General features: G+C 67.7%; 23 protein-coding genes and 2 pseudogenes. 14 read left to right on the top strand and 11 right to left on the bottom strand.

Annotation, left to right across the window (positions count from 1 at the left end; all coding sequences use genetic code 11):
- The first annotated feature begins 120 nt into the window (after window positions 1-120).
- Window positions 121-390: a hypothetical protein gene (locus tag ABTZ58_RS00625; RefSeq protein ID WP_502995995.1), complete on the top strand. Its 270-nt coding sequence runs from the start codon at window positions 121-123 to the stop codon at window positions 388-390.
- Window positions 391-531: 141 nt separating this feature from the next.
- Window positions 532-790, top strand: a pseudogene (locus ABTZ58_RS00620) (gfo/Idh/MocA family oxidoreductase); the annotation flags it as partial.
- A gap of 31 nt (window positions 791-821) precedes the next feature.
- Here the strand turns inward: ABTZ58_RS00620 and ABTZ58_RS00615 are convergent.
- From ABTZ58_RS00615 to ABTZ58_RS00600, 4 genes are all read right to left on the bottom strand, one after another.
- Window positions 822-1,157 (bottom strand): DUF3140 domain-containing protein, encoded by a 336-nt coding sequence (locus tag ABTZ58_RS00615; protein WP_351348695.1) that lies wholly within the window; start codon window positions 1,155-1,157, stop codon window positions 822-824.
- Window positions 1,158-1,163: 6 nt separating this feature from the next.
- Window positions 1,164-1,394 (bottom strand): hypervirulence associated TUDOR domain-containing protein, encoded by a 231-nt coding sequence (locus tag ABTZ58_RS00610; protein ID WP_351348692.1) that lies wholly within the window; start codon window positions 1,392-1,394, stop codon window positions 1,164-1,166.
- A gap of 86 nt (window positions 1,395-1,480) precedes the next feature.
- Window positions 1,481-2,539 (bottom strand): peptidoglycan recognition protein family protein, encoded by a 1,059-nt coding sequence (locus ABTZ58_RS00605; RefSeq protein WP_351348689.1) that lies wholly within the window; start codon window positions 2,537-2,539, stop codon window positions 1,481-1,483.
- A 422-nt stretch (window positions 2,540-2,961) separates the two neighbouring features.
- On the bottom strand, window positions 2,962-3,660 hold the full coding sequence (locus ABTZ58_RS00600; RefSeq protein ID WP_351348686.1) for a GNAT family N-acetyltransferase: 699 nt from the start codon (window positions 3,658-3,660) through the stop codon (window positions 2,962-2,964).
- Window positions 3,661-3,811: 151 nt separating this feature from the next.
- Here ABTZ58_RS00600 and ABTZ58_RS00595 point away from each other — a divergent pair.
- Window positions 3,812-3,931: pseudogene (locus ABTZ58_RS00595) on the top strand (ubiquinone biosynthesis methyltransferase UbiE); the annotation flags it as partial.
- 14 nt (window positions 3,932-3,945) lie between these two features.
- The gene (locus tag ABTZ58_RS00590; protein WP_351348683.1) at window positions 3,946-4,275 is read left to right on the top strand and encodes a hypothetical protein; all 330 of its coding nucleotides are present in this window, start codon (window positions 3,946-3,948) and stop codon (window positions 4,273-4,275) included.
- Between the two features lie 187 nt (window positions 4,276-4,462).
- Here the strand turns inward: ABTZ58_RS00590 and ABTZ58_RS00585 are convergent, their stop codons facing one another.
- Window positions 4,463-4,657, bottom strand: coding sequence for a glycosyl hydrolase family 28-related protein (locus tag ABTZ58_RS00585; protein ID WP_351348680.1), 195 nt, complete (start codon window positions 4,655-4,657; stop codon window positions 4,463-4,465).
- Window positions 4,658-5,022: 365 nt separating this feature from the next.
- Window positions 5,023-5,607: a TetR/AcrR family transcriptional regulator gene (locus ABTZ58_RS00580; RefSeq protein WP_351348678.1), complete on the bottom strand. Its 585-nt coding sequence runs from the start codon at window positions 5,605-5,607 to the stop codon at window positions 5,023-5,025.
- Between the two features lie 105 nt (window positions 5,608-5,712).
- On the opposite strand from ABTZ58_RS00580, the gene ABTZ58_RS00575 reads away from it, so the two are divergent.
- The 10 genes from ABTZ58_RS00575 to ABTZ58_RS00530 all read left to right on the top strand — a co-directional run bounded on the left by ABTZ58_RS00575 (window position 5,713) and on the right by ABTZ58_RS00530 (window position 21,651).
- Window positions 5,713-6,888 (top strand): alkane 1-monooxygenase, encoded by a 1,176-nt coding sequence (locus tag ABTZ58_RS00575; protein ID WP_351348675.1) that lies wholly within the window; start codon window positions 5,713-5,715, stop codon window positions 6,886-6,888.
- Window positions 6,888-7,052 carry a rubredoxin gene (locus ABTZ58_RS00570; RefSeq protein ID WP_351348672.1) on the top strand — a complete coding sequence of 55 codons (165 nt, stop codon included), beginning with the start codon at window positions 6,888-6,890 and terminating at the stop codon, window positions 7,050-7,052. The genes ABTZ58_RS00575 and ABTZ58_RS00570 overlap by 1 nt, the downstream gene beginning before the upstream one ends.
- Window positions 7,049-7,222, top strand: a complete 174-nt coding sequence (locus ABTZ58_RS00565) for a rubredoxin (protein WP_351348669.1) — start codon at window positions 7,049-7,051, stop codon at window positions 7,220-7,222. Before ABTZ58_RS00570 ends, ABTZ58_RS00565 begins: the two co-directional genes overlap by 4 nt.
- A complete protein-coding gene (locus ABTZ58_RS00560; RefSeq protein WP_351348666.1) occupies window positions 7,215-8,519 on the top strand; it encodes an NAD(P)/FAD-dependent oxidoreductase in 1,305 nt (434 codons plus the stop codon). The genes ABTZ58_RS00565 and ABTZ58_RS00560 overlap by 8 nt, the downstream gene beginning before the upstream one ends.
- The gene (locus tag ABTZ58_RS00555; protein ID WP_351348664.1) at window positions 8,516-8,812 is read left to right on the top strand and encodes a hypothetical protein; all 297 of its coding nucleotides are present in this window, start codon (window positions 8,516-8,518) and stop codon (window positions 8,810-8,812) included. Before ABTZ58_RS00560 ends, ABTZ58_RS00555 begins: the two co-directional genes overlap by 4 nt.
- Before the next feature lie 903 nt (window positions 8,813-9,715).
- Entirely contained in the window at window positions 9,716-10,270 is a 555-nt protein-coding gene (locus ABTZ58_RS00550; protein ID WP_351348661.1) for a hypothetical protein, read from the top strand.
- A 53-nt stretch (window positions 10,271-10,323) separates the two neighbouring features.
- Window positions 10,324-11,271, top strand: a complete 948-nt coding sequence (locus ABTZ58_RS00545) for a hypothetical protein (RefSeq protein WP_351348658.1) — start codon at window positions 10,324-10,326, stop codon at window positions 11,269-11,271.
- Between the two features lie 91 nt (window positions 11,272-11,362).
- Window positions 11,363-12,310, top strand: a complete 948-nt coding sequence (locus ABTZ58_RS00540; protein ID WP_345576790.1) for a hypothetical protein — start codon at window positions 11,363-11,365, stop codon at window positions 12,308-12,310.
- Between the two features lie 306 nt (window positions 12,311-12,616).
- On the top strand, window positions 12,617-15,871 hold the full coding sequence (locus ABTZ58_RS00535) for a type I restriction-modification system subunit M (RefSeq protein WP_351348655.1): 3,255 nt from the start codon (window positions 12,617-12,619) through the stop codon (window positions 15,869-15,871).
- 467 nt (window positions 15,872-16,338) lie between these two features.
- A complete protein-coding gene (locus ABTZ58_RS00530; RefSeq protein WP_351348652.1) occupies window positions 16,339-21,651 on the top strand; it encodes a sacsin N-terminal ATP-binding-like domain-containing protein in 5,313 nt (1,770 codons plus the stop codon).
- Window positions 21,652-22,031: 380 nt separating this feature from the next.
- Here the strand turns inward: ABTZ58_RS00530 and ABTZ58_RS00525 are convergent, their stop codons facing one another.
- From ABTZ58_RS00525 to ABTZ58_RS00505, 5 genes are all read right to left on the bottom strand, one after another.
- Window positions 22,032-22,967, bottom strand: a complete 936-nt coding sequence (locus ABTZ58_RS00525; RefSeq protein WP_351348649.1) for a tyrosine-type recombinase/integrase — start codon at window positions 22,965-22,967, stop codon at window positions 22,032-22,034.
- Window positions 22,968-23,186: 219 nt separating this feature from the next.
- On the bottom strand, window positions 23,187-23,393 hold the full coding sequence (locus ABTZ58_RS00520; protein WP_208898215.1) for a helix-turn-helix domain-containing protein: 207 nt from the start codon (window positions 23,391-23,393) through the stop codon (window positions 23,187-23,189).
- A gap of 763 nt (window positions 23,394-24,156) precedes the next feature.
- Entirely contained in the window at window positions 24,157-24,861 is a 705-nt protein-coding gene (locus tag ABTZ58_RS00515; RefSeq protein WP_351348645.1) for a WbqC family protein, read from the bottom strand.
- A 21-nt stretch (window positions 24,862-24,882) separates the two neighbouring features.
- Window positions 24,883-25,551, bottom strand: a complete 669-nt coding sequence (locus ABTZ58_RS00510) for a YdcF family protein (protein WP_351348643.1) — start codon at window positions 25,549-25,551, stop codon at window positions 24,883-24,885.
- A gap of 16 nt (window positions 25,552-25,567) precedes the next feature.
- Window positions 25,568-26,674 carry a helix-turn-helix domain-containing protein gene (locus tag ABTZ58_RS00505; RefSeq protein ID WP_351348640.1) on the bottom strand — a complete coding sequence of 369 codons (1,107 nt, stop codon included), beginning with the start codon at window positions 26,672-26,674 and terminating at the stop codon, window positions 25,568-25,570.
- Between the last annotated feature and the right edge of the window lie 128 nt (window positions 26,675-26,802).

Below are 26,802 nucleotides of genomic sequence, written 5' to 3'. Positions count from 1 at the left end.
GGTCAGACCAGTCGCCGTGCGGTGCGCAGGGCGAGCGGGGTGGCCGCCGCCCACGCCTGCGGCGAGCAGGAGTGCGGGTAGGGCACCGGCTTCGGCGCCGCTAAGCGGTCGTAGCCGGCGATGACCTCGGGCAGCCGGTACCTCGTCGGTCTCGCCATCGTCTCCGTCGAGCAGACCGTGCCGGTGTCGATCACCGCGGCGGGCATCGACGCCGCGCGCGTCTGCGGAAGCGGGCTGTCCGTGCCCGGACCGGCCGACCGGGAGACCGGCCGGGTCATGGAACCGCCCATCATGCCCGGCTGGACCGCTACCGACGGCGGCCGGCTCCGCGCCGAGGGCCAGCCCGACGCCGTCCGCCTCGCCCGCAGCGCGGGGCAAGCGTGCGGGTGAGGTGCTGGTGACCGTGGGCTCGCTCCTCACCCCCGGCGTCCTGATGCTGGCCGGCGACCTGGCGGGCATGCCGTTCATGACGGGCGTCCGCGACCTCGCCACCGGCGGAGCGGCCGACCCCTCCCGGGCTCGCCTCCGGCCCACGGCGCCCTGCTCGGCCTGGGCCCGCACCTGCTCGACCTGCTCGACGCCGCCGTCGGCCCGATCACGCGCGTGCGCGGCACCGTCGATTCCCGCCGCTGGATCCGAGCTGACCTGCGAGCACGAGAACGGCGCCGTGAGCCAGGCGTCCCTGTCGGGTTCCGTGGCGGTGCCCCGGGTCCTGTCCCGTGTCGACCTGTTCGGATCGACGGAACCGCTGGTCCACGACACCGCCGGCATCGACCACGAGGAGTGCTGGCGATTTTGCGCCACGCTCCTGGACGAGGCCGTCACTCGCTGAGCGGGTCGTGCCCCCAGTTCATCAGGGAGTACCGCCACCGCGTGTCCCGCACGTCCCCGGAGGGCCGCTGGGCGAGGTGGCGGCGGACGTAGCCGACGACCTTGCGCATGTGCCGGTAGTCGTCGTCCGTGAGGTCGTCCTTCGTGGCGCGCAGGATCGTCACGATCCGGCGCCCGGAGGCGTGCCCGGTGGACTCGCCCCCGTCCTGGTGCTGGCCGGCGGTGCGGGAATCGTCCGACTCCAGCCACTTCTCCAGTTCGGCCGGTGTCATGTTCACCAGCTCACGGAAGTCGTTCCAGGTCTTCTCGCGCTCCTCGTCGTCCACGCCGCCTCACTTCTTCTTCTTGAGCGCGGACGGTTTGTGCACCGCGGTCCGGCCGGACTTGTCGCTGCGCACCTCGTACTGCGGTTCGTCCGGTGAGGCGTCGACCGTGCGGCCGGACGCCTCGGTCCGCTCGGTGATCTCCCGCTCCACGGTGCCCTCGGTGCGGCTGCCATGGCTGCTCCAGGTGACCTGGTCGCCCTTCTTCGGTTTCCCGCCCTCGCTGCGGCGCTTCGCCATGCCGGTGCTCCCTCGCGGAGAAGTGTGCTGTCCCTCCAGCGTGCGGTCTCCAGGGGCACGGCGCAGCCCGGCGGGCGTCGTGTGGCTCAGGGCTCCTTCCACACCAGCACGGTCAGCACGGCGCTCGCGACGGTGACCGGGACGGCGGACTGGTTCAGCAGCCGCACCCGCATGCCGCGGCCCGACGCCAGGCGCTTGGTGACGGGCAGCACCACGAAGGTGCCGCCGCCGGTCCCGGCGACCTCGTGGATGGGATGGTCGGCGCGCAGTTCCTCGCCCTGGTACTCCGACATCCGCGCCTGGACGACCGCGCCGGCCGGCAGACCGTCGATGTGCACGCTGAAGGTCCCGCTGAACCGGGCCGGGCCGCGTGCGAAGACGCTGCCGCCGGTGGCGTGGTCGCCGGTCTCGTCGGTCCACTCCGCCACGAACTCGACCGAGTCCCAGGCACCGGGCACGAGTTGGTACGGCCCGGCGATACCGAGGTTGACGTACTGGGGCATGTCCTCTCCTTCCCACACGCCCGCCGGGAGGGCCAGGGCGTCGGCGACGTCACGGCGGAAGTCGGCCATGTCGAACCCGCGCGGGTCGACCTTCCAGTCGCTCCATTCCAGGTGGCCTATCGCGCTCTTGTGCCCCCAGCCGTGAGCGCGGCAGACCGCGGCGGTGGCCTTGACCATGGCGAGGTACTGCGCCGGCGGCCACGGGTCCCTGCCGTCGCCCCGGTTCTCGCATTCCCAGCCGTAGAAACGGGCGTTGCCGTCGACCGCGCCGCCCGAGCCGTCGTGCTCGTGCGTCGGGGGCGGGTACGTGCCGTACGACTCGCCGATGACGGCGTTCAGGACGTCACCGTCGCCGCCGCCGGCGTGGTTGGCCCGCCCGTTGCCGGTCAGATGGACGACCCCGTCCTTGGTGATGCAGCCGGTGGCGAGCGGGCCGGGCAGGGCGCTGTGTCCGTGGTAGATGAGACCGACGACGTCCGTGCCCGGTCCGGTGACGGTGTGGTGGACCATCACGCCGTGCACTGGCCCCCAAGGTCCCACGTGGTTGCGGTTGTTGGTGCGCCAGCCGGAGACCTCGCGCACGGAGCAGCCCTCGGCGCGCAACGCGGCGACGAGCCGGGCGGCGGTGAGCGGTGTGGCCATGGGTCAATCCTCCGTTTCGGCGCGCGGGCTGGTCCGGGGGTGCCGTCCTGCCGTCCTGCCGTCCTGAGCGGATCGGACTGCGGAGCTGGTTTCGGTGGGGGCGTGCGAGAGGGGGCGGGTCGTGCGAGCAGGCTTGTCAGGGTGGTGGGGGGGCGTGGCCGGGCAGGGCGGATCGATCGCCGCAAGGAGCCGCGTGAACTCACCGGGCCCTCACCATTCTCGCGCCGCTCACGCCGTCGCTCACCCAGCCGTGCGGCCCCACCCCGAATTCGGCGAGATTACGACGCTGACGCACCGGCAGGGCACGTCTTCCGCGGCTACGCCGCGGAACCGGGACTGGACATGGCGAAGTTCGACGCCGCCCTCGTTCAAGGCCTCGTCGAGGAACGGCTGACGGCCGACGCTCGCACGGCCGGGCCGTGTCAGGGGGTGCGGAAGCCCCGGAAGGTGACCCGCTTGCGGGTGGTGAAGCCGAGGCGCTCGTACAGGGCGAGCGCACCGGTGTTGGCCTCGGCCACGTGCAGGAAGGGGCGCTCGCCGCAAGCCGTGATGCGCGCGGCGACCGCGATGATCAGACGTGCGGCGTGGCCGCGCCCGCGTGCCTCGGGAGCGGTGCAGACGGCACTGATCTCCGTCCAGCCCGGGGGCCGCAGCCGCTGTCCGGTCATCGCCACCAGCCTGCCGTGCTCGCGGATGCCGAGGTACGTGCCGAGTTCGTGGGTGCGCTGCCGGAACGGCCCCGGCCGGGTCCGCGCGACGAGGTCGAGCATCTCGGGCACGTCGGGCGCGCCCAGTTCGACGACGGCGGCGTCGGCCTCCTCCGGCTCCGGCGGGGTGCCGCCGGACCACACCATCTGACGGCCTTCCATGTGGAAGACGGGTTCCCAGTCCGGCGGCGGCGTGGCCGGAGCGCTGAACAGGTCGGCGAGTTCGCCCGGGCCGAGCAGCTTCGCCAGGTCGTTCCAGTCCGCCGCGTCCGGGTCGGCCGGGACCGCGCAGAACGACGCCACGTCCGGCACGTAGCTCAGGGCCCGGCCGAACCGGCGGGCGAGCTGCGCGTGCCGGTCCCCGAGGGACTGTCCCACCGGGTCGTCGAGGGCCGGGACGTCGCGGTCCGTCATGGTGCTGCACCTCCACTTGTCGCCACGCACCCCGAGTGGCGCGTCACCGGGATCGTGTCAGGTCCGGACGGCGCAGCGGCGACGAGGTGGTCACGGCCCGCGGACCGGGCCCGTGATCCCGGCCGGCCGTCAGCGCGTCGCGAGGAGCTCGCCCCGGGACGGGGCCGGGCTGCACGTCCTGGACCTCGGGTGCGGCACCGGCGCCTCCACCCGGGCCCTGCTGCGGGCCGCGCCCCGGGCGCGGATCACCGCCGGGGGGCCGTCGGCCGGGTGGCCGTGACGGCCGTGACGTCCCAGCCGTGGTGGGCCGTCGCGAGGCCGGACTCGTGCATCCGGGAGAGCCTGCGGGCGGATCGCGGCCGAGAGCCGGCCGGCCGTGAGAACCTCCCGGTCGACCACGTCGCGCGGCTCATGGCCGCGCTCGACCAGGTCGTGTCCGTGCTCGCGCTCAGCGGCGTGGCCTCCGTCGACGGCGCGCTCCTGAGCACCGGCCCGCGCCGACTGGTCGACCCGGCCCACGCCGCGGCCGACCCGACACCGATCCGCACCGGCCGGGGCACGGGCCTGCCCCATGTCGAGCGGGTTCAGCGGCTCGCCCGGAACACGAACACCTGACACCGGGCCGAGCCGGGCACCGGGCTGCCCGCACTCGCCCGCGCAGTACCGCGCACCCGGCCACGGGCGCAGCGGGAGGAGACCGGTGGCACGGGCCGTGCGCGTGTCTGTCGAGTGCCGCTTCGTGGCGAGGTGCCCGGTCGGGCGGCAGCGGCGACGTGAGCGTGCACTGGAGCGTCCTCAGCCGTCACTGACGCCCTGCAGGAGCAGGTTGGAGCGGGTCACCAGCGCGGAGGAGATTTTGTAGGTGCCCGCCGGGAAACGACAGTTCCGCCGGAGGAGGAACCGCATTGATCGCGGACTGGATCGCGGTGGTGTCATCGGTGACGCCGTTGGCGGTCGCACCGTAGTCCATGACATCGAACCAGTAACTGGTGGCCATGATGGTCTCCGTCGCTTGCCTCGACGCCGGGTGCGGAGCTGTGACCAGGGGAACGCCGGGTTCGGCCCTCGGCCCTGAGAAGAGTCGATCGAAGCGATCTCAACGGAGGTTTCAAAGAGATTGGCCCCGGCAGAGCAGTCCGCCCCCTCCGGGAACGGGCTGCATGACCGGCTGCTCAGGGAGGCGTGGGGCACGGTGGCCGACCCGCCGAGTAGTTACTCTACAGATGCGAATGATTACGCCATGCCAGCGTAATGGCTTCGACAACGCGTCCCTCCCCCCGTACGACAGAGCAAGGTGGCTAGGGGCCATGCCGGGCCCTGACGCCGGAGAGTCAGCCTCGAAAGCAGGCGGACGGCACGACTTCAGGCTTGTGCGACCCGCATGGTGATCTCGGCGATGCGCTCCGCGGAAAGGTCGGGCGGCAGGACCGGCTGGACGAGGTGGCTGACCGTCAGGCGCACCCCCGCCTCGACGGCCAAGCCCCGCGAGTCGGGGTCTATTTCGGGCCAGACCTCCGCCAAGTGAGCAGTGAGCATGCTGATGGCGGTGTCCAGGAGCGGCTCGGAGCGGGTCGTCAAGTGGGTGAGCAGATCCTCGTCACCGCCCCGGCTGCCGGTCAGGATGGCCTTGAGGAGTGGATTGTCGGCCGCCGTGCGCAGGGTGTACCCGATGGCGGCTGTGATGGCGGCCCGCATGTCGCGGGGGTGCGCGAGGAGTTGGCCCTGTATGCCGGTGAGAAAGCGTTCCACCTCACGCATCACCAGCGCCTGGCCGATGGCCGCCTTGGAGCCGTACTCGGTGTAGACGGTCTGCCGGCTCACTCCGGCGGTGGTGGCGATATGGGTCATCTTCAGCCGGTCCCAGCCCTCGGCCGCGACCCGCTCGTAGGCGGCGTCCAGGATCCGTTCCTTGAGCATGGAGCGGACCGACTCTCGATAGCGCGTCATCTCGGCCCTCATCCTAGCGAGCAGCGCCCGACACCTTGACGACTCAGCACTTAACTGTCTAATTTCTGGACAGTTCTCGGTCGAAGTGTCCAATGGAGGTGGGGCATGGCAGAAACCTCGTATCCGCTCGGAGCACCGTCGCCGCACGTGACGTGGCGAGACGGCAAGCGCTACCTGTGGTTGCTCGGACTGGTGCTGCCCGCCTTCCCGTTCGCGGCGTGGGGGCTGGCGGCGGTCACGGGGCACGGCTACTTCTGGTGGCTGCTGCCACCGGTCGTCTTCGGCGTGATCCCGCTGCTGGACCTGCTGGTCGGCAAGGATTCCAACAATCCGCCCGACAGTGTCCTCGCCTGGCTGGAATCGGACCGGTACTACCGCTGGTGCACCTACCTGTTCCTGCCCCTCCAGTACGCCGGGCTGGTGCTGGCCTGCTGGCTGTGGTCCCGCGGCGGCCTGTCGGCCATGGACAAGGCGGGGCTGACCGTCACCATCGGCATCGTCGCCGGGTTCGGCATCAACACCGCGCATGAACTGGGCCACAAGAAGGACGGGCTGGAACGCCTGCTGGCGCGGATAGCCCTCGCCCAGACCTGCTATGGGCACTTCTACATCGAGCACAACCGCGGCCACCATGTTCGGGTCGCCACTCCCGAGGACCCCGCGAGCTCCCGCCTGGGCCAGTCCTTCTGGCGATTCCTGCCCCGCTCGGTGTACGGCAGCGCCCGCTCGGGTTGGCACCTGGAGAAGCAGCGGCTCGGCCGGCTGGGCAAGAGCCCGTGGAACCCGCACAACGACGTGCTCAGCGCGTGGGCGATGTCAGCGGTCCTTTTCGCCGCGCTCACCGCCGCGTTCGGGGTCGAGGTGCTGCCGTACCTGGCGGTCCAGGCGGTCATCGGCTTCTGCCTGCTGGAGGTCGTCAACTACCTCGAGCACTACGGGCTGCTGCGGCAGAAGACCCCCTCGGGCCGCTACGAGCGCTGCACCCCGCAGCACAGCTGGAACAGCGACGACATCGCCTCCAACATCTTCCTCTACCACCTGCAACGGCACAGCGATCATCACGCCAACCCCACCCGCCGCTACCAGGCCCTGCGACATTTCGAGGAGTCCCCGCAACTGCCCACCGGTTACGCGGGGATGATCCTGCTCGCCGTCGTGCCGCCGCTGTGGCGTCGTGTGATGGATTCCCGGCTCCTCGCCCACTACGACGGCGACGTCACCCGGGCCAACATCCATCCCCGCACCAGGGGCAAGGTCCTCACCCGCCACGGGAGCCGCTGATGAGCCGCTACCTGTGCCCCGTCTGCGGCTACGTGTACGAGGAACGTTCCGGCGCGCCGCGCGAGGGGTTCCCCGCGGGTACGGCCTGGGCGGACGTGCCCGACGACTGGCCCTGCCCGGACTGTGGGGTCCGCGAGAAGATCGACTTTGAGGAGTTGGCATGAAGGTCTGGGAATGCCTGGTATGCGGTTTCGTCTACGACGAGGCGCGGGGCTGGCCCGACGAAGGCATCGCCCCCGGCACCCGCTGGGAGGACATCCCGGACGACTGGTCCTGCCCCGACTGCGGGGCCGCCAAGGCCGACTTCCAGATGGTCGAGGCGTCCCGTGCCTGAGACCACGCCCCGCACGATCGCCGTGGTCGGCACCGGGATCGCCGGCGCGACCGCAGCACTCACCCTGCGCCAGGAGGGCTTCGACGGCCGCGTCCTCCTGGTCGGTGAGGACCCCCATCCCCCGTACCGTCGTCCGCCGCTGTCGAAGGATCTCGGCAAGCGGGCCCTGACGTCCGAGCGGCTCCGCCTGAAGCCGCCGACGGCCTGGCAGGAACTGGGTATCGAACTGCGCACCGGTACGAAGGTCACAAGCATCACCGACGGCACCCTGGAATGCTCCGACGGGAGCCGGCAGCCGTACGACAGACTGCTGCTGGCGACCGGAGGACGCGCCCGCTCGCTGCCGTACGCCGCCGGGCACGACCATGTGCACACCCTGCGTGGCCTCAGCGACGTGCCCGCTCTCCGCGCCGATTTGGAGTCCGGCCGCCCGCTGCTGGTCATCGGCGCGGGGCTGGTCGGCCTGGAAGTCGCCGCGAGCGCCCGGTCGAGGGGACTCGACGTCACCGTCCTGGAAGCCGGCGCGGAGCCCTTGCGCCGGGTGCTGCCCGCTCCCCTGCGCCGCGCCGTCCTGAAACTTCACCGCGCCCACGGGACTCGGGTGCACACCGGGGTCACGCTCACCCAACTCGCCCGTCGGGACGGCATGCTCGTGGCAATGGCCCGGGACGGAAGGAGCTGGCGCGCCCACACGGTGCTGGTCTCCGTCGGCATACGGCCCGACGTCGAACTGGCCGCCCGGGCTGGCCTGGACGTGGGTGACGGCATAATCGTCGACGCCTTCGGCGCTTCCAGCGATCCGCGTATATTCGCGGCAGGGGACGTGGCTCTCCATCCCGACCCGCTCCTTGGACGACGGGTGCGCGTGGAGCAGTGGAACCACGCCCAGCAGCAGGCCGCCGCAGTCGCGAGGAACATGCTCGGCGCCAGTACACCCTTCACCGCGGTGCCCTGGTCGTGGACCGACCAGTACGGCGTCATGCTGCAGATCGCCGGTCATTTCGCCGACGCCGACTCCCTGACGGTGCAAGGCGACATCGCCGGTTTCGACTTCGCCGCCCTGGCGACCACGAACGGACGCCCCATGGGAGCCGTGGCGGCCGGCAGACCCCACGACTTCCGTACCCTGCGGGCGGTCCTCGACCACGGGGTCGCCGGCCCGTCCCCAGGCTCTGGGCGCCCACCGGCGGGCACGCACGCACTTCTCGCGGGCGGACAAACGGCGTGCCACGCCCTACGCCCTGTGCAAGGGGAGCCGGACGTCCCGGAACCCGGATCACACGCTGCCGCCGGGTGACGCTCTTCGGCCGCGGGCCCGGCGAGCCGACCGGGATCCTGCGCGAGGCAGCGCAGCGCCTCGCGCAGGAGGGGATGCACCCCCCCACGATCGCCGAGCGGCGCCGGGCCATCCGGGGAGTGATCGCCGAGCTGCGCGCCCCGGGTATCACCGGCTACACCGAGCCGGGCCTCGCCCCCACGGCAGCCGCGCCCTGTTCGGTGGCCTTGACACCGAGAACGGGACCGCCTGCGCCCACCTCGCCGGGGGCGGTCGGGACCCCCGTGACCGTCCAAACCGGCGAGTTGACCTGACGCACCGTCAGCAAGAGCGTCACACGAGCATCGGGACGGGCTTGCGCCCAGCTCACCGGGGTCGGCGCACAACGCTGCAAAGAGGTCGAGTACACCCGCCTCCGCCTGCGCAATCCGGGAAAACTACAGGTCAGAGACCCTTTGCAACGGGCTCAAGAATCGCCACGCACTCCACGTGCGACGTCATCGGAAAGGGATCGACCTGGACGGGTCACGAAAAAGCCCAGGTCAGAGGCAGTCTATCCGCCCGCGGTCCCGCGTACGGGAACTCGGAGCGTCAAACGAGCGTCACGCCAGACAGTTTCTACTCGCGCTTCGGGACAGGCCGCCCGCGCCCGAACGCGCCAGCTGCGGCGGACGAGGGAACGGGTGGAATTCAGCGAGCAGTGCTTCATCAGGTCTGGCGTTTATGTCTGGTGCGGAGCACGTTGCAGATATGAGGTCTGGACAGGTGGAGCGGCTTCACTGAGAGAGAACGACGGCTGCCGTCCGGTCGGCTGATCGACGGTTGCCGAGGAACGACCGACGACAGTGGCGACGCCAACGGAGACGCCCAGCTCGTGCCCGAGCTCACCGAGCCGGCCAGCTCTCCCGAGGTTTGCCCCCCACCCCCGACCCTGGGGAGTTCCTGGGTGGTTCGCCCTGGGGCCGGGTCTTTAAAATCCATCGCCCTGTACTACAGGCGGCGGTACGGTCCTCGGCATGGCTCGTACCTGTGTCTTCTGTGGCGCCACTCCGCTGACGAAGGAGCACACACTCCCCAGGTGGCTCAAGTCTGCGTTGCCGCCCGGCGGCTCTCGGGCCCTCCACATCAGAGAGACAGAATCAACCCGGGTCCAACACGTCGCCTCGGCTCTCGACGCCACAGTCAAGATCGTTTGTGCATCCTGCAACAACGGATGGATGAACAGACTCGAAAACGAGGTGCGTCCGTTCCTGCCCGACTTGATCAACGGACGAGCGGTCACGCTGACCCCAGAGGACCAGAGGGCGCTGGCCTCTTGGTCCCTAAAGACCATGTTCATGTTCTCAGGCCAGAACAAGCATCCCAGGTTGGAGATGCTGCCGCTGAAGGACTGTGCCGCCTTCTGTCACGATCGTGAGCCTAGTCGCTTCATGATCGCCAGAATCGGTGCCATGGAGCCCTGGGAGAACGACGAGGGTTCAGCCATGGTGGAATTCGTTTGCCCTCAGTACAGCGGGCCAGACCCTACCGCGAACCCGACGTATATCTCGACACTGAGGATCGGCTGGTTGTTGATTCAGCTGGTCCGGGCCGGGTCCCTCAGTGACGATCAGGTTCTCGCGCCCTTCGACCCTCATCCCATGTTCCATCCGCTGTGGCCTGTCGGCGCCACGCTGACGTGGCCACCGCTGAAGCCGCTGCCAGCAGCCCAAATGGCGGCCATCGCCTGCCCGCCCACTCTGCCGATTCAGGTGGGGCAGCCGTCAGCTTAGATGGATCACCTAACCCGTCGCGGGTGTGGCACAGGTGCCGCTACCGTCCCGACATGGACGATTCGCTCTCGTCTGAGAGCTTTTACCAGGGCGCCAAGAAGGCCGCCCACAAGGCCATGGACGACCATGGCCGCCCGGAGTACGACGAGTTCGCGCTCCACGCCGGTGTCGCGGTCGAGAAGCTCGCCAAGGCGGCCCTCGCCGCGAAGAATCCGGTCTACGTCGCGGAGATCCGTAATAACAGTGCGGACATGATCATGCATCTCGGCGGACATGTTCAGTTGGACGAGGAGAGAGTCCGCACTGTCGGGGCCACGGAGGCCATCAGGCGACTCCGAAAGATCGGTGTGCTCAAGGCCGATACCGATCTCGACTTGCTGATCGAGATACGCAACGGCGCAGCCCATGCTGCATCGGACAGCACCCTGGCCAAGGGGATGATCACTCCACTCGCCCGGACGATCGAGACGCTGCTTGACGAGCTCAGCAAGCCGCTGGTCGAGTTCTGGGAACGGTGGACGGACCCGGTCAAGAACGCTGTGAACGAGCAGGAGGACCAGGTCTTCCGCGAGGTTCAGCTCCGGATGGTCCAGGCCCGGCACGCGTTCGAGGACCGGTTCGTGGGTCTCCCGGCGGAGGTAAAGGAAGGCGCTCTCAAGGCACCCCAGCCCCGCAAGGAGGAGTGGTTCGCCAAGCCGATGGAGGTCAGGGACGGAGACCTGCTCGTCCTGAAGACCTCGGGCGGCAACTGCCCGGCCTGTGGCGGTCAGGGCCTCCTCACCTTCGAGCCGATTGGCCATACGGCCACGGAGACGACGTTCACCGCGAACGGTTTCGGCTGCTACCTGTGCAACTTCGAGGTGCACGGTCCGGACGAGATGGCCGCCCTGCGGAAGGTCAACACCCCCGGACTGACCACCACGGTGTCCGTATCCCACGGTCCCACCCTCACCCCGGAGGAACAGGCACGCCTCGTGATCGGCGAGACCAGGACAGGCTGATCGTCACGTCGAAGGCCCCGGCTCCCAGAGTCGGGGCCGCGTCTTCTTAAATTCCATCGCCCTGTACTACAGGGGTGGATACCGTCCCTTCATGGACGATTCGCTCTCGTTCGAGAGCTTCTGCGAGGGTGCCAAGAAGGCCGCGCACCGGGCCATGGAGGACCACGGGCGCGAGGAGTACGACGAGTTCGCGCTGCACGCCGGTGTGGCCGTGGAGCGCCTCGCCAAGGCCGTCTTGGTTTCGAAGAATCCGGTCTACATCGTGGAGATCAGGGGCAACGCCAGCGTGGACATGCTGTTCCACATGGGCGGTCACCGAAAGGCGAAGAAAGTCCGCACGATTGGGGCGTCAGAGGCGATATCTCGTCTACGAACGCTGGAGGTCCTGGCTCTGGACAAGGAGCTGGACATGCTGATCGATGTGCGGAATGGCGTTGCCCACACGGGGAGCGAAGAGGACGCCAAGGACTTCCTGCCGATCCTCGCCAAGACCGTCGAAACGCTGCTCGGGGACCTCGGAGGCCCGCTGGACGCCTTCTGGGGCCGGTGGACGACCGCTGCCCGCATGGCCGTGGACAACAAGCGCGGCGAGATCTATCGGAACGTGCAGGTCAGAATCAGGCAGGCGAAACACCGGTATGACGATCGGTTCTCGGACCTTCCTGAACATCTTCAGGACCGTCTTGCAGTCGAGCAGTTGGAGCTGGGCGGCTTCGGGGTGCGCTTCGCGGAGAACGGCGTTGAGATCGCGATCCGCGAGCCGTGTCCAGCTTGTAGGAGCGCAGCCCACGTTCTCTCAGTGAACCAGGGCACGGAGGAGACCCCCCACTTCACGGTCATTGCCCTGCGTTGCCCCATGTGCTATTTGAAGCTGGCCACTCGGGATGAGCTTGAAGCCTCTGGCGTCGACGTCAAGCATGCTGATGATCTGGCCGCGTTCCAGGTCTCAACGTTTTTCGATGGTGCAGTGCCCTCAGAGAAGACCTTCCGCATGAAGATTGAGCAGTTCCTGGGCACCGAAACTGTCGATCTGGATTGATCGTCTCCCCCGAAGCCCCGGTCCCCAGGCCGGGGCCTTTCGCATGCCCAGACCCACGCCGGATCTTCCTGCGCACACCCACGCAAGGAGCTCCCCTAGATCCCTGACCTGATCGCGCTCCTGGCCGCAGCCGAAGAGGCGAGCGGCGGACCCGATGTCGGCACGATCCTCGGCAGCTTCGTCCAGTACGGCATGGTCGGCGTGTTCGCCCTCCTGCTCGTCCTCGGCATCGTCGTTCGTGGGCCGACCCGGCCACCGCCATGGGATGATCAGTCCCATGGAGGGCACCGGCCTGCGGAGGACAGCATGAGTGACGGCACCGGGCATCTGTCCAAGCTCGTCTGGTCGGTGGCCGATCTGCTGCGCGGCGACTTCAAGTCTTCCGAGTACGGGCGGGTGATCCTGCCGTTCACGGTGCTGCGTCGGCTGGACTGCCTGCTGGCCCCGAGCCGGCAGGCGGTGCTCGATGAGGCCGAGCACACCGACGGCGAGCAGGAGCGTGAGCAGCGCCTGACGGCCGCCTCGGGTTGGCCCTTCTACAACTCCAGCCGGTTCTCCATGGAGCGCGTGCTCAGCGATCCGGAGAACGCCGACCGGTTGCTCCTGGCCCATGTCGACGGGTACTCCCGAAACGTCAGGGAACTGCTGGACGGCTTCGAGTTCGAGCGGACCGTCACCCGCCTACACCAGGCCCGACTCCTCTACCGCGTCGTCGCGCAGTTCGTGTCGATCGACCTGGGACAGATGATCACCGACGACCACATGGAGAGCCTCTTCGAGGAGCTCGTCCGGCGGTTCGCGGAAAGCGGCAACGAGGCGAGCGGGGAGCACTACACCCCCCGGGACGTCGCCCACCTGATGGCCGGCTTCCTCGTTGCCGCCGACTCGGACCTCCTGACGTCGCCGCATGCCGTCCGCACTATCCTGGATCCGGCCTGCGGGACGGCCGGCCTGCTGACCGAGGCTGCCTCGTACATCGCGTTGATGAACCCCCAGGTGGACGTCACGCTGTACGGCCAGGAGATAAACCGGGAGTCATGGGCGATCTCCCGTGCCACCATGATGACCAGTGGCCGCCGGGCCTCGACGATCGCCTTCGGGAACGTCTTCGCCGAGGACGGGCACCAGGGAACTGCCTTCGACTACCTCGTCGCCAATCCGCCGTTCGGCGTTGACTGGAAGAAGAGCGAGTACGCGGTCCGGTCGGAGCACGAGCAGCTCGGTTTCGCGGGCCGCTTCGGAGCCGGTCTTCCCCGGATCAACGACGGCTCACTGCTCTTCCTGCAGCACATGCTGGCGAAGATGAAGCCGGTGAGCGCCTCGGGCGAGGGCGGCAGCCGAATCGCGGTCATCTTCAACGGCTCCCCGATGTACGTCGGGGGTGCGGGGTCCGGCGAATCGGACATCCGGCGGTGGATCGTGGAAAACGACTGGCTCGAGGCCGTGGTCGCGCTGCCCGACCATCTCTTCTACAACACCGGCATCAGCACCTACCTGTGGGTCCTCAGCAACCGCAAGCCGGCACAGCGCAGGGGCCAGGTGCTGCTGCTGAACGCTCAGGACCAGTGGCAGCGGATGCGCCGCTCCATCGGCTCTAAGCGCAAATACATCACGTCGGACCAGATCGCCGAGATCACCGGGCTCTACCTGGAAACCATATCCGCCGACCCCGCCCAGCAGCCGGACGACCGGGTCCGCGTCGTCTCCACCCACGAATTGATGTACCAGCGCATCACGATCGATCAACCGCTGCGGCTCAGGTACGAGCTGTCCGAGGAGGTCCTGACTCGGCTCGCCGAATCGCGCGTCATCCAGAAGACCCATGATCCAGCTGCCCTGGTGGCCGCCCTGCGTCCGCTGGTCGGCTCGACGTGGACGAGGGGCCAGGAGGCCGTCACGGCGCTACGCCGGGCGGTCGCCTCGGCCGGCCTAAGCTGGCCGCGCGGGAAGGTCTTCGAGGCGGCGGTCCGCAAGGCCGTCGGCGTACGCGATGGCGACGGAGAGCCGCAGCGGATCGGCGAGGCGTACGAGCCGGATCCCGAGCTGCGCGAGTTCGTCCACCTGCCGCTGCAGGTGGATCCGATGGACCACCTCCGACGCGAAGTGCACCCGACCGCTCCGGATGCCTGGATCGACGACAGCAGGACGCGGGTGGGTTGCGAGATCCCATCCGCGCTCTTCTACCGGCCGGAACTGGACGGCGAGTTCGAACTGCTGCGTAACCTGGCCAGGTTGGAGACCACGCGGGTCCACCCGCCGCAGCGCGGCGAGGAGCAGGAGGACGGCGCCGACCGGCCCAAGCACCTGCGCGCCCAGGACCTCCACGAGGCGGACTCGGCCGTTGAGCTCCCGGACGCGCCGGAGGATGGGGTGGCGCTGACCCTGTGCTCGGGCGGCATGCTCGTCGGACGGCCGGGGAACTGGCGCCTGCTGCCGCAGGGCTTCGGCGAGGCGGCGACCTCGCTCTTCGTGCTGCAGCCGCTCCGAGGCAGCGGCCAGGCGCTCTGCGAGTGGTTGAACTCCCGCAAGGACAACGGTCAGTACCCCAGCGCTCGCGATCTGCTGGACACGCACGTCCCCGTCGACCTGGTGACCGACAGCGAGGTGGAGAGCCTCCTGGAGACCGTGCAGGAGGGGCGGCGCGCACTGCGGACCACGATGTCGGGAATCTTGCCCAACGTCTTCGGCAGCGGCGAAAGGGACGTCCAGGGGGTTCGGAACGAGATCAGGGCCGCCGCCCACGAGGCCGGCCTGATCGGCGAACTCGTGCGCCCGCTGGACGACCCAATCTCGCGCGCCGAGTGGAGCTTTCCGTACCACGCCGCCGCGCTATCTCGTCGGTACCGGGTCAGCACGCACCCGGCGGAGCGGAAGGACGGACTGCTCAAGCTGGGCGAGGGCCTGGCCCGGGTGCTAGGTGTGCTGGCGCTCACCGAGCTCGCCGCGTCGAACGGCTTCTCCCGGAACCTGCGCAAGCAGTTCCGGACCGGCGCCACCTTCGGCACCTGGCTCTGGATCCTCGATCGGCTGGAGGCCGAGGGAATCGAGCCCCGCATCCAACAGCTCGCCACCGTACGCGACCGGGGAAACGCACGCGCGCTACTGGGCCACATCAAGGATTTCAGAAACACCTCGCATCACGCGCACGGCGTCCGCGCCAGCCATCAGCTGGCGGAGGACGTCGAGCGGCTGGAACCGCACATCGTGCGGGCGATCAGTGCGGTCAGCTGGCTCTCTGGGACGCACTGGGACTGGGTGGAGCGGTGCGAGTACCTCGACGAGGGCTCGTACCGGATAGTCGGGCTCCGGCTGAGGGGCAGCCATCCGAGCTGGGAGCCGTTCGAGCGGTCGAGCACCCAGCCGCTTCGGCCCGACCGCATTTACGTGGACAGTGCCCCGTACGGCGCTCCGGTCGATCTCTGGCCGTTCGCTGTCGTCAGCCTGTGCGAGGAGTGTCGGACCCGGGAGCTCTTCCTGCTCAATGAAGCCCGGGACGACCAGCTGACGCTCCGCAGCCTGGAGGAGCATTCGCTGGAGATGACGTACGGGCCGCCCGAGTAGCGGGGCAAAGCTGAGCGACCTGGCGCGGCTGCGCCGGGTGCGGGACAGGGTCTAGGCGACGCCCACCTCCGGCCGATCCGGTTTCACGATCTCCGCCATTCCACGGCGACGCGGCGCGTCGTCCAGAACGATTCGTCCCGACGTACCCGTCATGGACCTGTTCCGTCGTTCGACCGGTCGCCCGTGAGGGAGACTTCGGCGGTGCGATGGTGCGGTGCAGCGCCGTAGCATCTGTTACTGACAGTTAGGGCATGTGAAGTATCCTTTTGAGCCATCTCACGGCCGCCTCACATCCGGTGACTTCTGATCCCGAGCCACCACGCAGCTGTCTTTGGCCAGCCCATGGCTCATTACCAAGGTTGGCTAGAAAGAGCGAGCCTTGATGCGGGCGGCCCCGCGCGAGCGCCATGGTTTCGGCACGCACCGGTTGAGTGCGTGGTCACTGAGGGGGATAAGTCATCTCATCCATGGGAGACGCGGAGGCTGGCACGGCCTTCCAGGACATCATCACGGCGTTGACGCAGCGGCGCATCCAGATCTACGAGCAGGCGGGCGAGGACTGGCGCTTTGCCGAGAGCCTGAAGTCGGTCAGTGAGGACACGGCCCAGGAGTACGAGGGTCGGGCCGTACTGGAGCTCATCCAGAATGGGCACGATGCCCTGGCCGAGTCCAGCTCCGGAAGGATCGCTGTCCTGGTCTGCCCGCATGCCGGCGAGAACGGTGTCCTGTACGTCGCCAACGAGGGCGCTGGATTCACCGACAGCAACTTCCGCGCGATCACGGAAGTCGCCCTGTCGGACAAGGGCGCCGGGGAGGGCATTGGCAATAAGGGGCTCGGATTCCGTAGTGTGCTCCAGCTGACGGACTGGCCCGAGGTCTACTCCAAGGCATCCCCGTCATCGGTGAAGTTCGACGGCTTCTGCTTCCGGTTCGCGCGTCCCGAGGACGTGCGCGAGCTGGTGGACGATCCGGAGCTGGCAGACCGGGTGATCGAGGACATCTCGCCGCTGGCCCTGCCAGTCCCGGCCCAGGACCCCGATGCCACGCTCATGTCCCTGGCCGCGGAGGGATTCTCCACGGTCGTACGTCTGCCGCTGCGCAACAAGCACGCGGTGGAGGCCGCGATCGCGCAAGCCACCGAAGCGATCGATGGCGAGGCACCGCTCCTGCTCTTCCTGGACCGGGTAGGTGAACTGATCGTGGACGTCCAGGACAGCGGGGACCGGGGCGGTCGCCGCGTACTGGCGCGCTCGGTGACCCCGTCCAGGCTGGTGGCCCGACAGGAGGGAGGGTGGGTCGAGGAGGTCGACCTCGCGGAAGGCGGGCGTTATCTGCTGGCCCGCCGCACGCTCGCCCCCGATGGGCTGCGACGGGCGATCGAACAGAGCATCGAGGCACGGGAGATCGACGCGAAGTGGCTGAAGTGGGAAGGCGAAGCCTGGGTCGGGATCGCGCTTCGGCTGGACGAAGACCTGGAGCGCGGTCTGCTGTACACCTTCCTCCCGATGTCGGATGCGGCCCGTGCGCCCTTCCATGGCCACGCCCATGCTCCGTTCTTCACCAAGCTGGCCCGGCTTCACATCAGTGAGGCTGTGGGTCTAAACGCGTTCCTCCTGGACCAATTGGCCGAACTTTGCATGCAGTTGGTCTCGGCACTGCGCGCCCAGGGGCCGTGTACCGCAGTCCGGCATATCATCCTGGACCTCGTGTGCTGGGACGCCCCGGCCCGAATCGACAGGGTGCTCGACGGGAAGCTGGCGGACGAGCCAATCGTTCCCCTGGTCGGGGCCGACTCGTGGGGCACGCTTCGGAGTTCGTTCGCATGGCCCGACAAGAAGCGCCCCTGGAAGGTCCTCACCGCCGAGGCGCTGGCCGAGGCCGGAGGTCGCCTCCTCGATCCTTCCGTCGGGCCACTTCGGGAGACCCGTCTGCTCAAACTCCACCAAGACCTTCTCGCAAAGCTCATGCGCCCTTCGTCACGGACGGCTGCGGCGTGGGTGGAGCGCGTCGCCGAACGGTTGCAGCCCTCTGGAGAGGCACGGCCAGATCCCTTGTGGGCGGACTTCTACGACGACCTCGCGCAAGCGTTCGCCGACCACCCCGAAGACCTTCGCGGCCGACGGATCATCCTCGATCAGGACGGCCGGCTTTGGCCCGCGCTCGGTGGTGCGGAAACGGCCGGCAAGAGTGAGCAAACCGTCTTCTTCCATCCCGAGGACGAGGGCGGCAACGGCACCGCTCAGGTACCGAATGCGCTGAAGGCCCTGCGTCGGCGGATGGCCTTCACTCATCCCGGCATCGCCTGGGGACGTCCCGGACGTACCTTCCTCGAAGCCCACCGGCTGGTACGCCCGTACCGGCCCGGCCGGGTCTTCGAGGCACTGAGGGATCTCCTCGCCAAGAGCCCCTCGGACGCCCTGTGCCGAGATGCCTTGTCCTTCGCCCTCCGCCTCTTCCCCTCACTCACCGAGGTCGAGCGCCGTCGGCTCCCCCAGACAGGCTTCCGCCTGCCCACTGGTGAGGGCGACTGGATCAAGGCGGCACGTTGCCTCTTTTCCCCCGCTTGGGGCACCGAGGGAGGACGACGCCTGGCGAAGTTCCTGGACGCGGGTGGCAACGAGATCCCGTCCCTGGCCGCCCTGCGTAAGCGCTGGCTCAGTGACCCCGACGACTGGCCCGTTCCGGTCAGCGACCTCGCGGCCTACGTCGACTTCCTCAAGGCCATCGGTGTCGGCGACGGCCTCCCCCTTTCCTGGGCCGGCGGCAGGCTCGGGGCAGCCAACGGCCGGGACATGGAACCGGGAGTCGTGGCCAGGAGACTGCCGCTCGGCGACGTGCTCGGACGGGTCTGGGCAAAGGACGTCGACCGTACGTGGAGCGGCTTCGCCCACCCCTGGACGCCGTACGAGTTCCGCCGGCAGCTGCCGCACCTGCCAGGTGCCGTCGAGGTCGCGGAGCTGGGCCCTGCCGCCCGCCGAGAGTTCGCGGAGTTGTTGTTCATCGGGCTCCGCACCTGGGGAGACACGGCCTTCACCGTCCCCCTTCACCGGCCCTACCACGACCGGAATCCCGACCCCCACACCTGGCCGAGCCCGCTCGCCTCCTTCCTCCGCTCGATGCCCTGGGTCCCGGTGGAGGGCAGGGACACCGACGGTCCGGCCTTCGTCCCGCCTAACCGTGCCTGGTTCAGCGCCGAAGGAGACCTTCCAGCGTTCGTCCCCTCACTCCCCCTCTCGATCCGTCGGGCTCTGGCCGACAAGGCGGTACTCGAACGTCTGCGCCGCTGCGGTCTGCGATTCTGGGACGAATCCGAACACGCCGGGGCGGCCGTGCGGGACCTCGGCGCGATCGTGGCCGCGGGTGGGGTGCCCGACCACCTCAGCGTCTCGTTCAAGAAGCACTACGGGAGGGCGTGGTCCTATGTGGCGGAAAGCGGGCGCTGGCCCTGGTCGGCCGGAGAGCCGGTCCAGCTGGCGGTGGTCCGCGAGCAAACACTGACCACCCTCACGCCCTCCTCCGAGGGGGAACCGGTCTACGTCTGCGACGAATCCGACCCGCTTAAGGAGACACTCGTCGAACTGGCAGGTCATCCCGTCCTGATCGCCGGATCCGACGACGGCGCGAGGATCGCGAAGAAAATGGAGTCAGGCGGAGTGAACGTGGCCCGGCTCTCCGACGCGCGGGTGCAGGTGAACAACCGAGACAAGAAGCCAATCAAGCCGTCGGACGACCATGCCCGGCTGACCGAGGGCCGGGAGTGGCTGATCCTAGTAGTGGCCCTGGTGATAGAGCTCAAGTCCGGCGCGTTCCTGCGCCGGAGCGAACGCACAGTGCGCTCCCTGCTCGACCGGTTGCGCGCGATCCGGATCGTCCGGGCCGAGGAGATTGAGATCCTGATCGCCGGCGAGCGCGTGGAGCCCCCACCGACGACCCGCAGCCTGCCGCTGCCCCATCCCGCCCACCCGACCGTCGTCGTCTGGAACGGCGCCAGCGATAGCGACGGTGACTGGGACGAACTACAGGCGGCCACATCGGCGGTCACGCAGCTCCTCCACCAGCCGTCCTTGCAGGACGCCCTGGAGCTCGTTCTCGTCAAGATGCAGCGGCACTTGAGCGGCGAGATGCCGGACCACATCGACGACCGCACACTCGCGCTGTCGCTCGACACGACCGAGTCCAGGATCTCGGAACTGCGACGCAGCCTCACGAACGACTTGCACCACACGGTCCGGCAACTCCGCCCCGTCCTGGTCTGTCTGGCTGGCACCGACCGCGCCAGCGCGGTTTCCGAGGCCCTGAATGAAGCCACCAGCGAGGAGGAGCTGGTTGCCGTCCTCGGCGGGCTCCCGTGCATCCTCCCGCTCCCCGCCGCCGAGCTGCTCACCGTCGCTCGTACCTCCACGACGCCCGCCGAGCTTCGCGAGGCCCTGGCGCTGGACTACCAGGCGTTCAACGAGGCGCTCGCCGCCCTCGGAGCCCCATACAAGCCCGTCTGCGACCCGGACCTCCACGACCGGACGTTCAGCGAGTTCCTCCGCGCACACGCCGATTCCATCCTGGACCGCCTGCGCGAGCGGTACGCGCCACAGGCCGCAGGAGGAGGCGACGTGGCCGCGTACGCAGCGGCCCGCCATATGGACGACCTCACTGCCGACCCGGACTGGCTGCCCCGCTTCGCCTCCCCTCCCGAGGAGCAGATGCGAGCACGGGTCGCCCACTGGCTGCGGTCTCACGGAGCCGAAGACGACCTGGAACGCGCGGGTGATCTGGAGCCCGTCGACGAGCTACGCAGCCTCAACACGGCAGCGCTCCACCGCTTGGTCTCCGTACTGACGAAACTGGTGCCCGCCTGGTGCCGTCGTCACCGCGTCCCCGTGCCGCCCAGCTGGAACAGCACCCCCATGATGGAGGCGCGGACCGCAGTGCACGGTTCAGGATTGGCCGACCTTCTCGTCCTAAGCGAGAAGCGGCTCCTGAGCGAGGTGGCCCGCAACGTGGGTTGGCCGGCCGGCATGCCGCACAGTGCCGACCCCGGCTTCCTGGGCCTCACGGCCCACGACCTCGCACAACCGCCCGTGCCATCACCCGGCATCGTCGGATCCCGCGGATCCGTCCAGCCCACGATCAAGATCGGCGAGAAAGAGATCGTCGTGGGGCGGGACCACTTTGCAGCCATCGCCGACCTGGCGGCGCACACGGTCGACGAGACCTTCCTCGGGCAGTCCGGGAAGGTGCGTCTCGACATCATGGCGCCCGTACCGCAACCCCGCCGCACACCAGACGCACGGACGACGAGGGTCGTCGTATCGCGTAAGGCCCAGCTGACCGAGGAACAGAAGGCGGCCATCGGCCTGGTGGGCGAGGTCTCCGCACGCGCCTGGCTGGAGCACCGGTACGCCGAGGTCCACTGGGTCTCGGGCTACGCCGCGGTCCTCTTCGAGGACGCGGCAGCATCCGACGCCCACGGCTACGACTTTGAGGTGGCCTACCGCGGCAGCACACGCCTTTACGAGGTGAAGGCAACCAGCGAGTCCTACACGGAGCAGATGGAGTTCGAACTTGGTGTCTCCGAGGAAAGGGCTGCGCGAGAGTACGCACGCAGCACCCGCTATCGGATCTTGCTGATCACCTCTGCCCTCGATCCAGAACGGCGACGCGTGCTCGAACTGCCAAACCCACTCGCGGCGGCCGGACGTGACCGGTTCCGGGTGGTAGGCCGGGGGCTGCGTTACCAGTTTTACCCAACAGATGGAGTCTCCCATCCGATCTCGAAGAAGTAAGAGAGTCAGTACACATCGGTGACGGTAAAGGGAAATGCCATCGGAAACATGCCCCGATGTATCGAGGCGGGAGAACATACAGGTCACAGCGATAAGCGTCGCGGCCGCAGAGTAATGCGGCCTCACAGCGAACCACCCCGGAGCCGACCGCCAGCTGCTACACCGTGCCAGCCCCAAGGCCAGTCAGGGCTCTGGTATAGGACCTAACCTACTCTCACCGTCTCGCCGTACCCGAACTTCTGCCCACTGGAGCACGATCACTAAGACTCGTCGGTGAGCCGCACACCATCTCACCGACGAGTCGGCCCACTCCCATGACCCGGGCTTGAACGACACGAAACGACTTCACCCTGTCCAGTACGGACAGGGTGAAGTCACTTTTATGCAGCTATGGTCAACGGCGTCTCCAGACGTTCCCATGCCCCGAGAACAGCCTTGTGAGCGTCCGGCTGCAGGTGGGCGTATCGCTGCGTGGTCTGGAAGCTTTCGTGGCCGAGGAGGTGCTGGACCTCGTAGAGCGAGACTCCCTTTTGAACCAGCCACGAGGCGCAGGTGTGGCGCATGGAGTGCGGTGGGTAGCGCGGGACGAGCTGCTGCTCACCGTCGCCGTCAAAGTAGTAGGCGCCTTCTACAGCCGGCCACCAGGTCTGCCTCCGCCAGTTGCCGTCATCGAGGAGTCGTCCGGCCCTGCCCTTTGTGATGGTGGTGAATACCACCGCGTCACGGTCTAGACCGTAGATGTGGCGCTCAAGTGCCTCCAGGACATGGGCTGGCAGCGGAACTTCCCGGCGACTCTTGGAACTCTTCGGGTACTCCTTGATGCCACTCTTGGTGTTGACCTCCACCACGAACAGTCGCGAGCGACGCTGGTCGATGCGGTGTCGATGAAGGCCGGAAAGTTCACCCCAGCGCAGTCCGGTGTAGAAGCCGAGCAGGCACATCGTCCGCCAGGGGGACGGCAGTTCATCCAGGACGCTCTGCGCCTGATCGAGTGTGAACCACTGCGGCGGTTTAACTGCGATCTTGGGCAGGTCGATGCTGCGGCAAGGACTCACCGTGATCACGTCGTCGTCGACAGCCGCGCGCATGATCGAGGACGTCAGATTGTAGGCCCGCTTGATCGCGGCAGCACCCGCGCCCTTCTCGACCAGGGAGCGGACCCAGCTCTGGACGTCCATTCGGGTGATGGCGCGCATCTCCCAGTCCGCCCAGTAGGGCATCACGTGGTTCTTGATGCAGGAGGCGTCGCCTCGCATGGTGTGGCGCTCGACCACGCGGGCGTTCCACCAACGGTCATGCCACTCACGGAACGCCATTTCGCCAACCCTCGGGTCGCGCATGCTTCCGCGGGCAAACTGAGTTTCCATCTCAATGCCCCAAGCTCGCGCCTGAGCCTTGAGAGGGAATGACTCACTGAACCGGTCTCCTGTCTGGTTGCGTACGGTCGCCTGCCACTTGCCGGACTTCAACTTGCGCAGGTACGCGGCACTACTCCTTTATTCCGGGGACGGTGAGGACCAAGCTGACAGCGAAGGTCAGCGGCGGGGGCGCGGGGAAGCTACTGATCGGCTGGTAATGAACTCCTCCAAGCCGGATGCGGGGACACGGACGCGCGAGCGGCCCGTTCCGGTGCGCAGGTCGACGACCGGAAGTTCCCCGGCCGCAATGAAGCGGTAGACAGTGCGGCGATCGACGTCCAAGGCTGCGGCGACAGCGGGAATGGATAGCAGACGGGCAGGCATGGTGAGTCCTTGAGAGTGGGATGCGAAAGGAGCCGGCGCATCGGTTCAGCTGGCCTGTTGAGCAGGAAGAGGCATTGCCCCCCTCGGCGGAGGCGTGCTGTTGATGCCAGAAGGTCACAGGCCAGCGACGCTCTTGCTCTCCTCTCCGGTCCAAGCGCTGTCCTGCGTTCGCTGCGGCCCCACCGCCAAGCACAGCCGACCGCGAACACCCTCAATGGTCGCCACGATCGCCGGTTTGGCTAACCGGCGATCGTGGTCTATGTTCCGGTCGCGCCAGGCAAGAAGCCGACCATCGGCTGACAACCACGGCACCAACTTCCATGGCCGCTGAGACGCTCCGGTGCTAGGGCCTGCTGGGTGAAATCCAAGCGGTAGGCACCAAAAGGGAAGGTCAACAGGATGGTCAACCGAACTGATATGAGCTAGCACACCTAAGAAGAAGATCCTCACCTTGCGAGCGGTGGGCCATTCACCTGCCCACATGCTTTCGGGGTCTTATAGATTGACATAGCCCCGCGTAGCGTTCCAGCCTTTGGACGTGCTTTCTCGTCTGCCGTGAGCGAATACTGAAGGCCACAGGTCCCTTTATGCCCCGGATACGCTTAGTTGCTGCGGGCTGCGGAGCTGTTTGGAGCGTTCTCACCGCTGGCTACGCTTTTCCCAGTAAGGACGAAATGACCGCCCGGCCGTAGATCGACCCGGCCGAAGGAGTAGGACCGTCGCAGGCCGTCTTGTCACCGACCTAATGCGAATAGTTTGCATGTTAATCGGCGAAGCGGTACAAGGCGGCAACGGCACGCACTTCCTTGGTTACGGCCCGGATACCGTAGGTCATGAGGGGGTGCACGGCGCTTAGCTCGTGCCCGCCATCCCACACCCCAGATGCAGGCGTACGGAAGGAAACCACGCTTATCCCGTGAGCGGTGAAGGGGACCACACCGAGGTAGCGTGTACCGCCGGTACCGCAGATGTAGCTCCGGGCCTGGGTCACCGTTGCGAGGTCGGCGAGTCGCTGCGACCGCTCAGAGCGGGCGGGCAAACGACTGCTGTACAGGATGCGGCCCTTCCACCCCATCAGTCCGAGGAGCATCCGCGTGGATGCCTCGGCCACATCAGCAGTCTTATCCGTTCGCCAGAACTCGTCGAGCACAGAGTCCAATTCCTCCCGGAAGAGCGGCCAGTCAGTGGAGCTGCCGTAGTGCTGCGCGAGCATGCGCATGACTCGTCGACGTGAGCGTTCCGGGTCGACCAGAAGAGCATCCCGGATGAGGGTCGACCGACCATGAGGAAGGTGGGTAGGGATCGAAAGCCATTGACGCCGGCTTGGGTGGGACATGCTGGCCAGCCGGGCACGGTGCTGGTAGTCGCGGCGGGCGAACTGGACGTCGTCGAGCACGATCCAGTAATCCGCCGCGAACAGCTTGGCCAGAGTGTTCAGTCGCGGCAGGAAGTTCGGCTGGTCGCGCATAGCCCGCCGGGCGCGGGGAGGTCATGAGGCGATGAGTCTGCTGGTGAATCCGGCGCGGATGAGGGACTCGTACGCGGCATGTACGTCCTCCGGAACATGCTGCTCGATGGCGAACCCGAGCTTCGGGTACTCGATAACGCGCTGGAGGTCGCCGACGAGCATGTCGATGACGAGCTTCTCGTCGCCGATGCTCTTGAGGTAGTCGTCGAACTCCATGGGCTCCGAGGCGCAGGTCACGTCGACCTGGGGCCAGAGTTTGCGGGCGGTGGCGAAGGAGCGGCGCTCCATGTAGGGCTTGGAGACAAGCAGCACGGACTTCGGCGTGATGCCGGCGGATGCGAGGACCTCGCGGGACAGGGTGATGTTTTGGCCGGTGTTGCCGGCGTTCGGCTCCACGAGGATTGCGCTATCCGGCACACCTAGGGCGAGGGCGTGCTCGCGGTAGTGCACGGCTTCCCCACGGGGGAACACCTTGGCTGTGGTCGGGCTGTTGCCGCCGGTGAACACGAGAGTGGGGAACAGGCCGGCGCGGTACAGCTCGGCGCTGAAGGCGGCCACGCCGAGGTCGTGACTGCCGAGCCCGATCGCGACGTCGACGGGGCTCACGTCGTGATGCATCTGGTGGAAGTCCCAGACCAGCTTGGCCTTGCTGATCTGCTCCTCGGTGATGGCCGGCTGGTTGTCGGTCACTCGCTTATCTCCCTGGTCACCGTCGTGTGGGGCGGGCTGCCCCGTCGGCCGTCCTCCGGATGTCCGTGATGCTGCGGAGCTGGTGGCTCAGCCCGTACTGGGCCGCCTCCCTGGCAGCGTCGTCGAGGACGTGTAACCCATCATCCAGGGTGGCGGGATCGGAGAGCAGGATGTGGCCATATGCGGTGTCCAGGCGTACCCGCTGCATGGGCGATTCCGTGACGCCAGTACTGCGTGCAAGGTCGATGAGGCGCAGGGCGGCGTCGAGGTTTCCGGAACCGCGGTGAGCGAGGGCCAGCTTCTGTTGCGCGACCGACCAGTCCTCCTGTTCGGCGAGGTCCTCGAAAACGTGGACCGCTGTTTCCATCACGCTGACCGCATAGTCGTGGTTGCCGTCCTTGCTCAGAGCCGTGCCCACCCACAGGCGAGCGCGGGCACGGTCACGAGGGGACAGTCGATCGTCGGCTGCCAGGTCCTCGTACTGGCGCGCCGCTGTCTCAAGTTCGCCGACCATCTCCGTGACGACGGCTAGGGAGAGATCGAGCTGAGCTACGCGGCGCGGGATCGCCAACTGCATATAGAGCGAACGAGCGTTGGCGTATGCGCGCTGGGCCGAGAGTGGGCCAACGACGGCCCCCTGGTCTCGCATCAGGTCTCCGTGCAGCGCGGTGGAACGTGCCAGCAGGGACAAGCCCCGTTCATCCAGCTCCGAGGCTTTGTAGCGAGAGGTCCAGCGGTGCAGAAGTGATTCTGCGAAGGGAAAGTTCTGACGGGCAAGGGCCACCACTGCGCGCTCCAGGTCGTCGGCCCACGTCTCGTAGTCCCAAGCTCGTGGGCGGGGAATGGTGACACGCCCGGTCGTTTCCGGCGGGGTGTCCCCCTCGGCGAGTCTGGCGAGCTCTGTTTCGAAACGCACGTGGGTCTGCGCGTTCGCCTGAGCCAGCGCTGTATCCAAGATGGCCTGGCTCTCCGTGTTGGGTCGCCGCTTGGCCAGAAACTTTTCCCAGTTACTGACGGTATTGACCGAGACGCCCAGTCTTTCGGCGAAGGCGCGCACGCTCAAGCGGAGAGCCTTCCGGAGGGCAAGTGCGTCCAGGCCGGTCCATTCATGAACGGTCGCCACGTGCCACTCCTTTCCGTCGCCATCGAAGCACGCTGAGTCGCGCCAGGTGGACGGAAGTGGGACAGAAGTGGGACGGCCGTGGATTCCCCGACCGCCCGGCCACCATCAGGCTCGAAGTGCCCCTCCGA

The sequence above is a fragment of the Streptomyces sp. NPDC094143 genome, assembly GCF_040303825.1.
Lineage (GTDB): Bacteria > Actinomycetota > Actinomycetes > Streptomycetales > Streptomycetaceae > Streptomyces.
Note: the sequence above shows the minus strand (reverse complement) of the source record. Positions and strands in the feature narration are given on the sequence as shown.

Coding starts and splice junctions, on each gene's coding strand:
- ABTZ58_RS00625 (WP_502995995.1), top strand. CDS start 121: ATGACCTCGGGCAGCCGGTACCTCGTCGGTCTCGCCATCGTCTCCGTC.
- ABTZ58_RS00610 (WP_351348692.1), bottom strand. CDS start 1,394: ATGGCGAAGCGCCGCAGCGAGGGCGGGAAACCGAAGAAGGGCGACCAG.
- ABTZ58_RS00605 (WP_351348689.1), bottom strand. CDS start 2,539: ATGGCCACACCGCTCACCGCCGCCCGGCTCGTCGCCGCGTTGCGCGCC.
- ABTZ58_RS00600 (WP_351348686.1), bottom strand. CDS start 3,660: ATGACGGACCGCGACGTCCCGGCCCTCGACGACCCGGTGGGACAGTCC.
- ABTZ58_RS00585 (WP_351348680.1), bottom strand. CDS start 4,657: ATGGCCACCAGTTACTGGTTCGATGTCATGGACTACGGTGCGACCGCC.
- ABTZ58_RS00580 (WP_351348678.1), bottom strand. CDS start 5,607: ATGACGCGCTATCGAGAGTCGGTCCGCTCCATGCTCAAGGAACGGATC.
- ABTZ58_RS00575 (WP_351348675.1), top strand. CDS start 5,713: ATGGCAGAAACCTCGTATCCGCTCGGAGCACCGTCGCCGCACGTGACG.
- ABTZ58_RS00570 (WP_351348672.1), top strand. CDS start 6,888: ATGAGCCGCTACCTGTGCCCCGTCTGCGGCTACGTGTACGAGGAACGT.
- ABTZ58_RS00565 (WP_351348669.1), top strand. CDS start 7,049: ATGAAGGTCTGGGAATGCCTGGTATGCGGTTTCGTCTACGACGAGGCG.
- ABTZ58_RS00550 (WP_351348661.1), top strand. CDS start 9,716: ATGAACAGACTCGAAAACGAGGTGCGTCCGTTCCTGCCCGACTTGATC.
- ABTZ58_RS00545 (WP_351348658.1), top strand. CDS start 10,324: ATGGACGATTCGCTCTCGTCTGAGAGCTTTTACCAGGGCGCCAAGAAG.
- ABTZ58_RS00540 (WP_345576790.1), top strand. CDS start 11,363: ATGGACGATTCGCTCTCGTTCGAGAGCTTCTGCGAGGGTGCCAAGAAG.
- ABTZ58_RS00535 (WP_351348655.1), top strand. CDS start 12,617: ATGAGTGACGGCACCGGGCATCTGTCCAAGCTCGTCTGGTCGGTGGCC.
- ABTZ58_RS00530 (WP_351348652.1), top strand. CDS start 16,339: ATGGGAGACGCGGAGGCTGGCACGGCCTTCCAGGACATCATCACGGCG.
- ABTZ58_RS00525 (WP_351348649.1), bottom strand. CDS start 22,967: ATGGCGTTCCGTGAGTGGCATGACCGTTGGTGGAACGCCCGCGTGGTC.
- ABTZ58_RS00520 (WP_208898215.1), bottom strand. CDS start 23,393: ATGCCTGCCCGTCTGCTATCCATTCCCGCTGTCGCCGCAGCCTTGGAC.
- ABTZ58_RS00515 (WP_351348645.1), bottom strand. CDS start 24,861: ATGCGCGACCAGCCGAACTTCCTGCCGCGACTGAACACTCTGGCCAAG.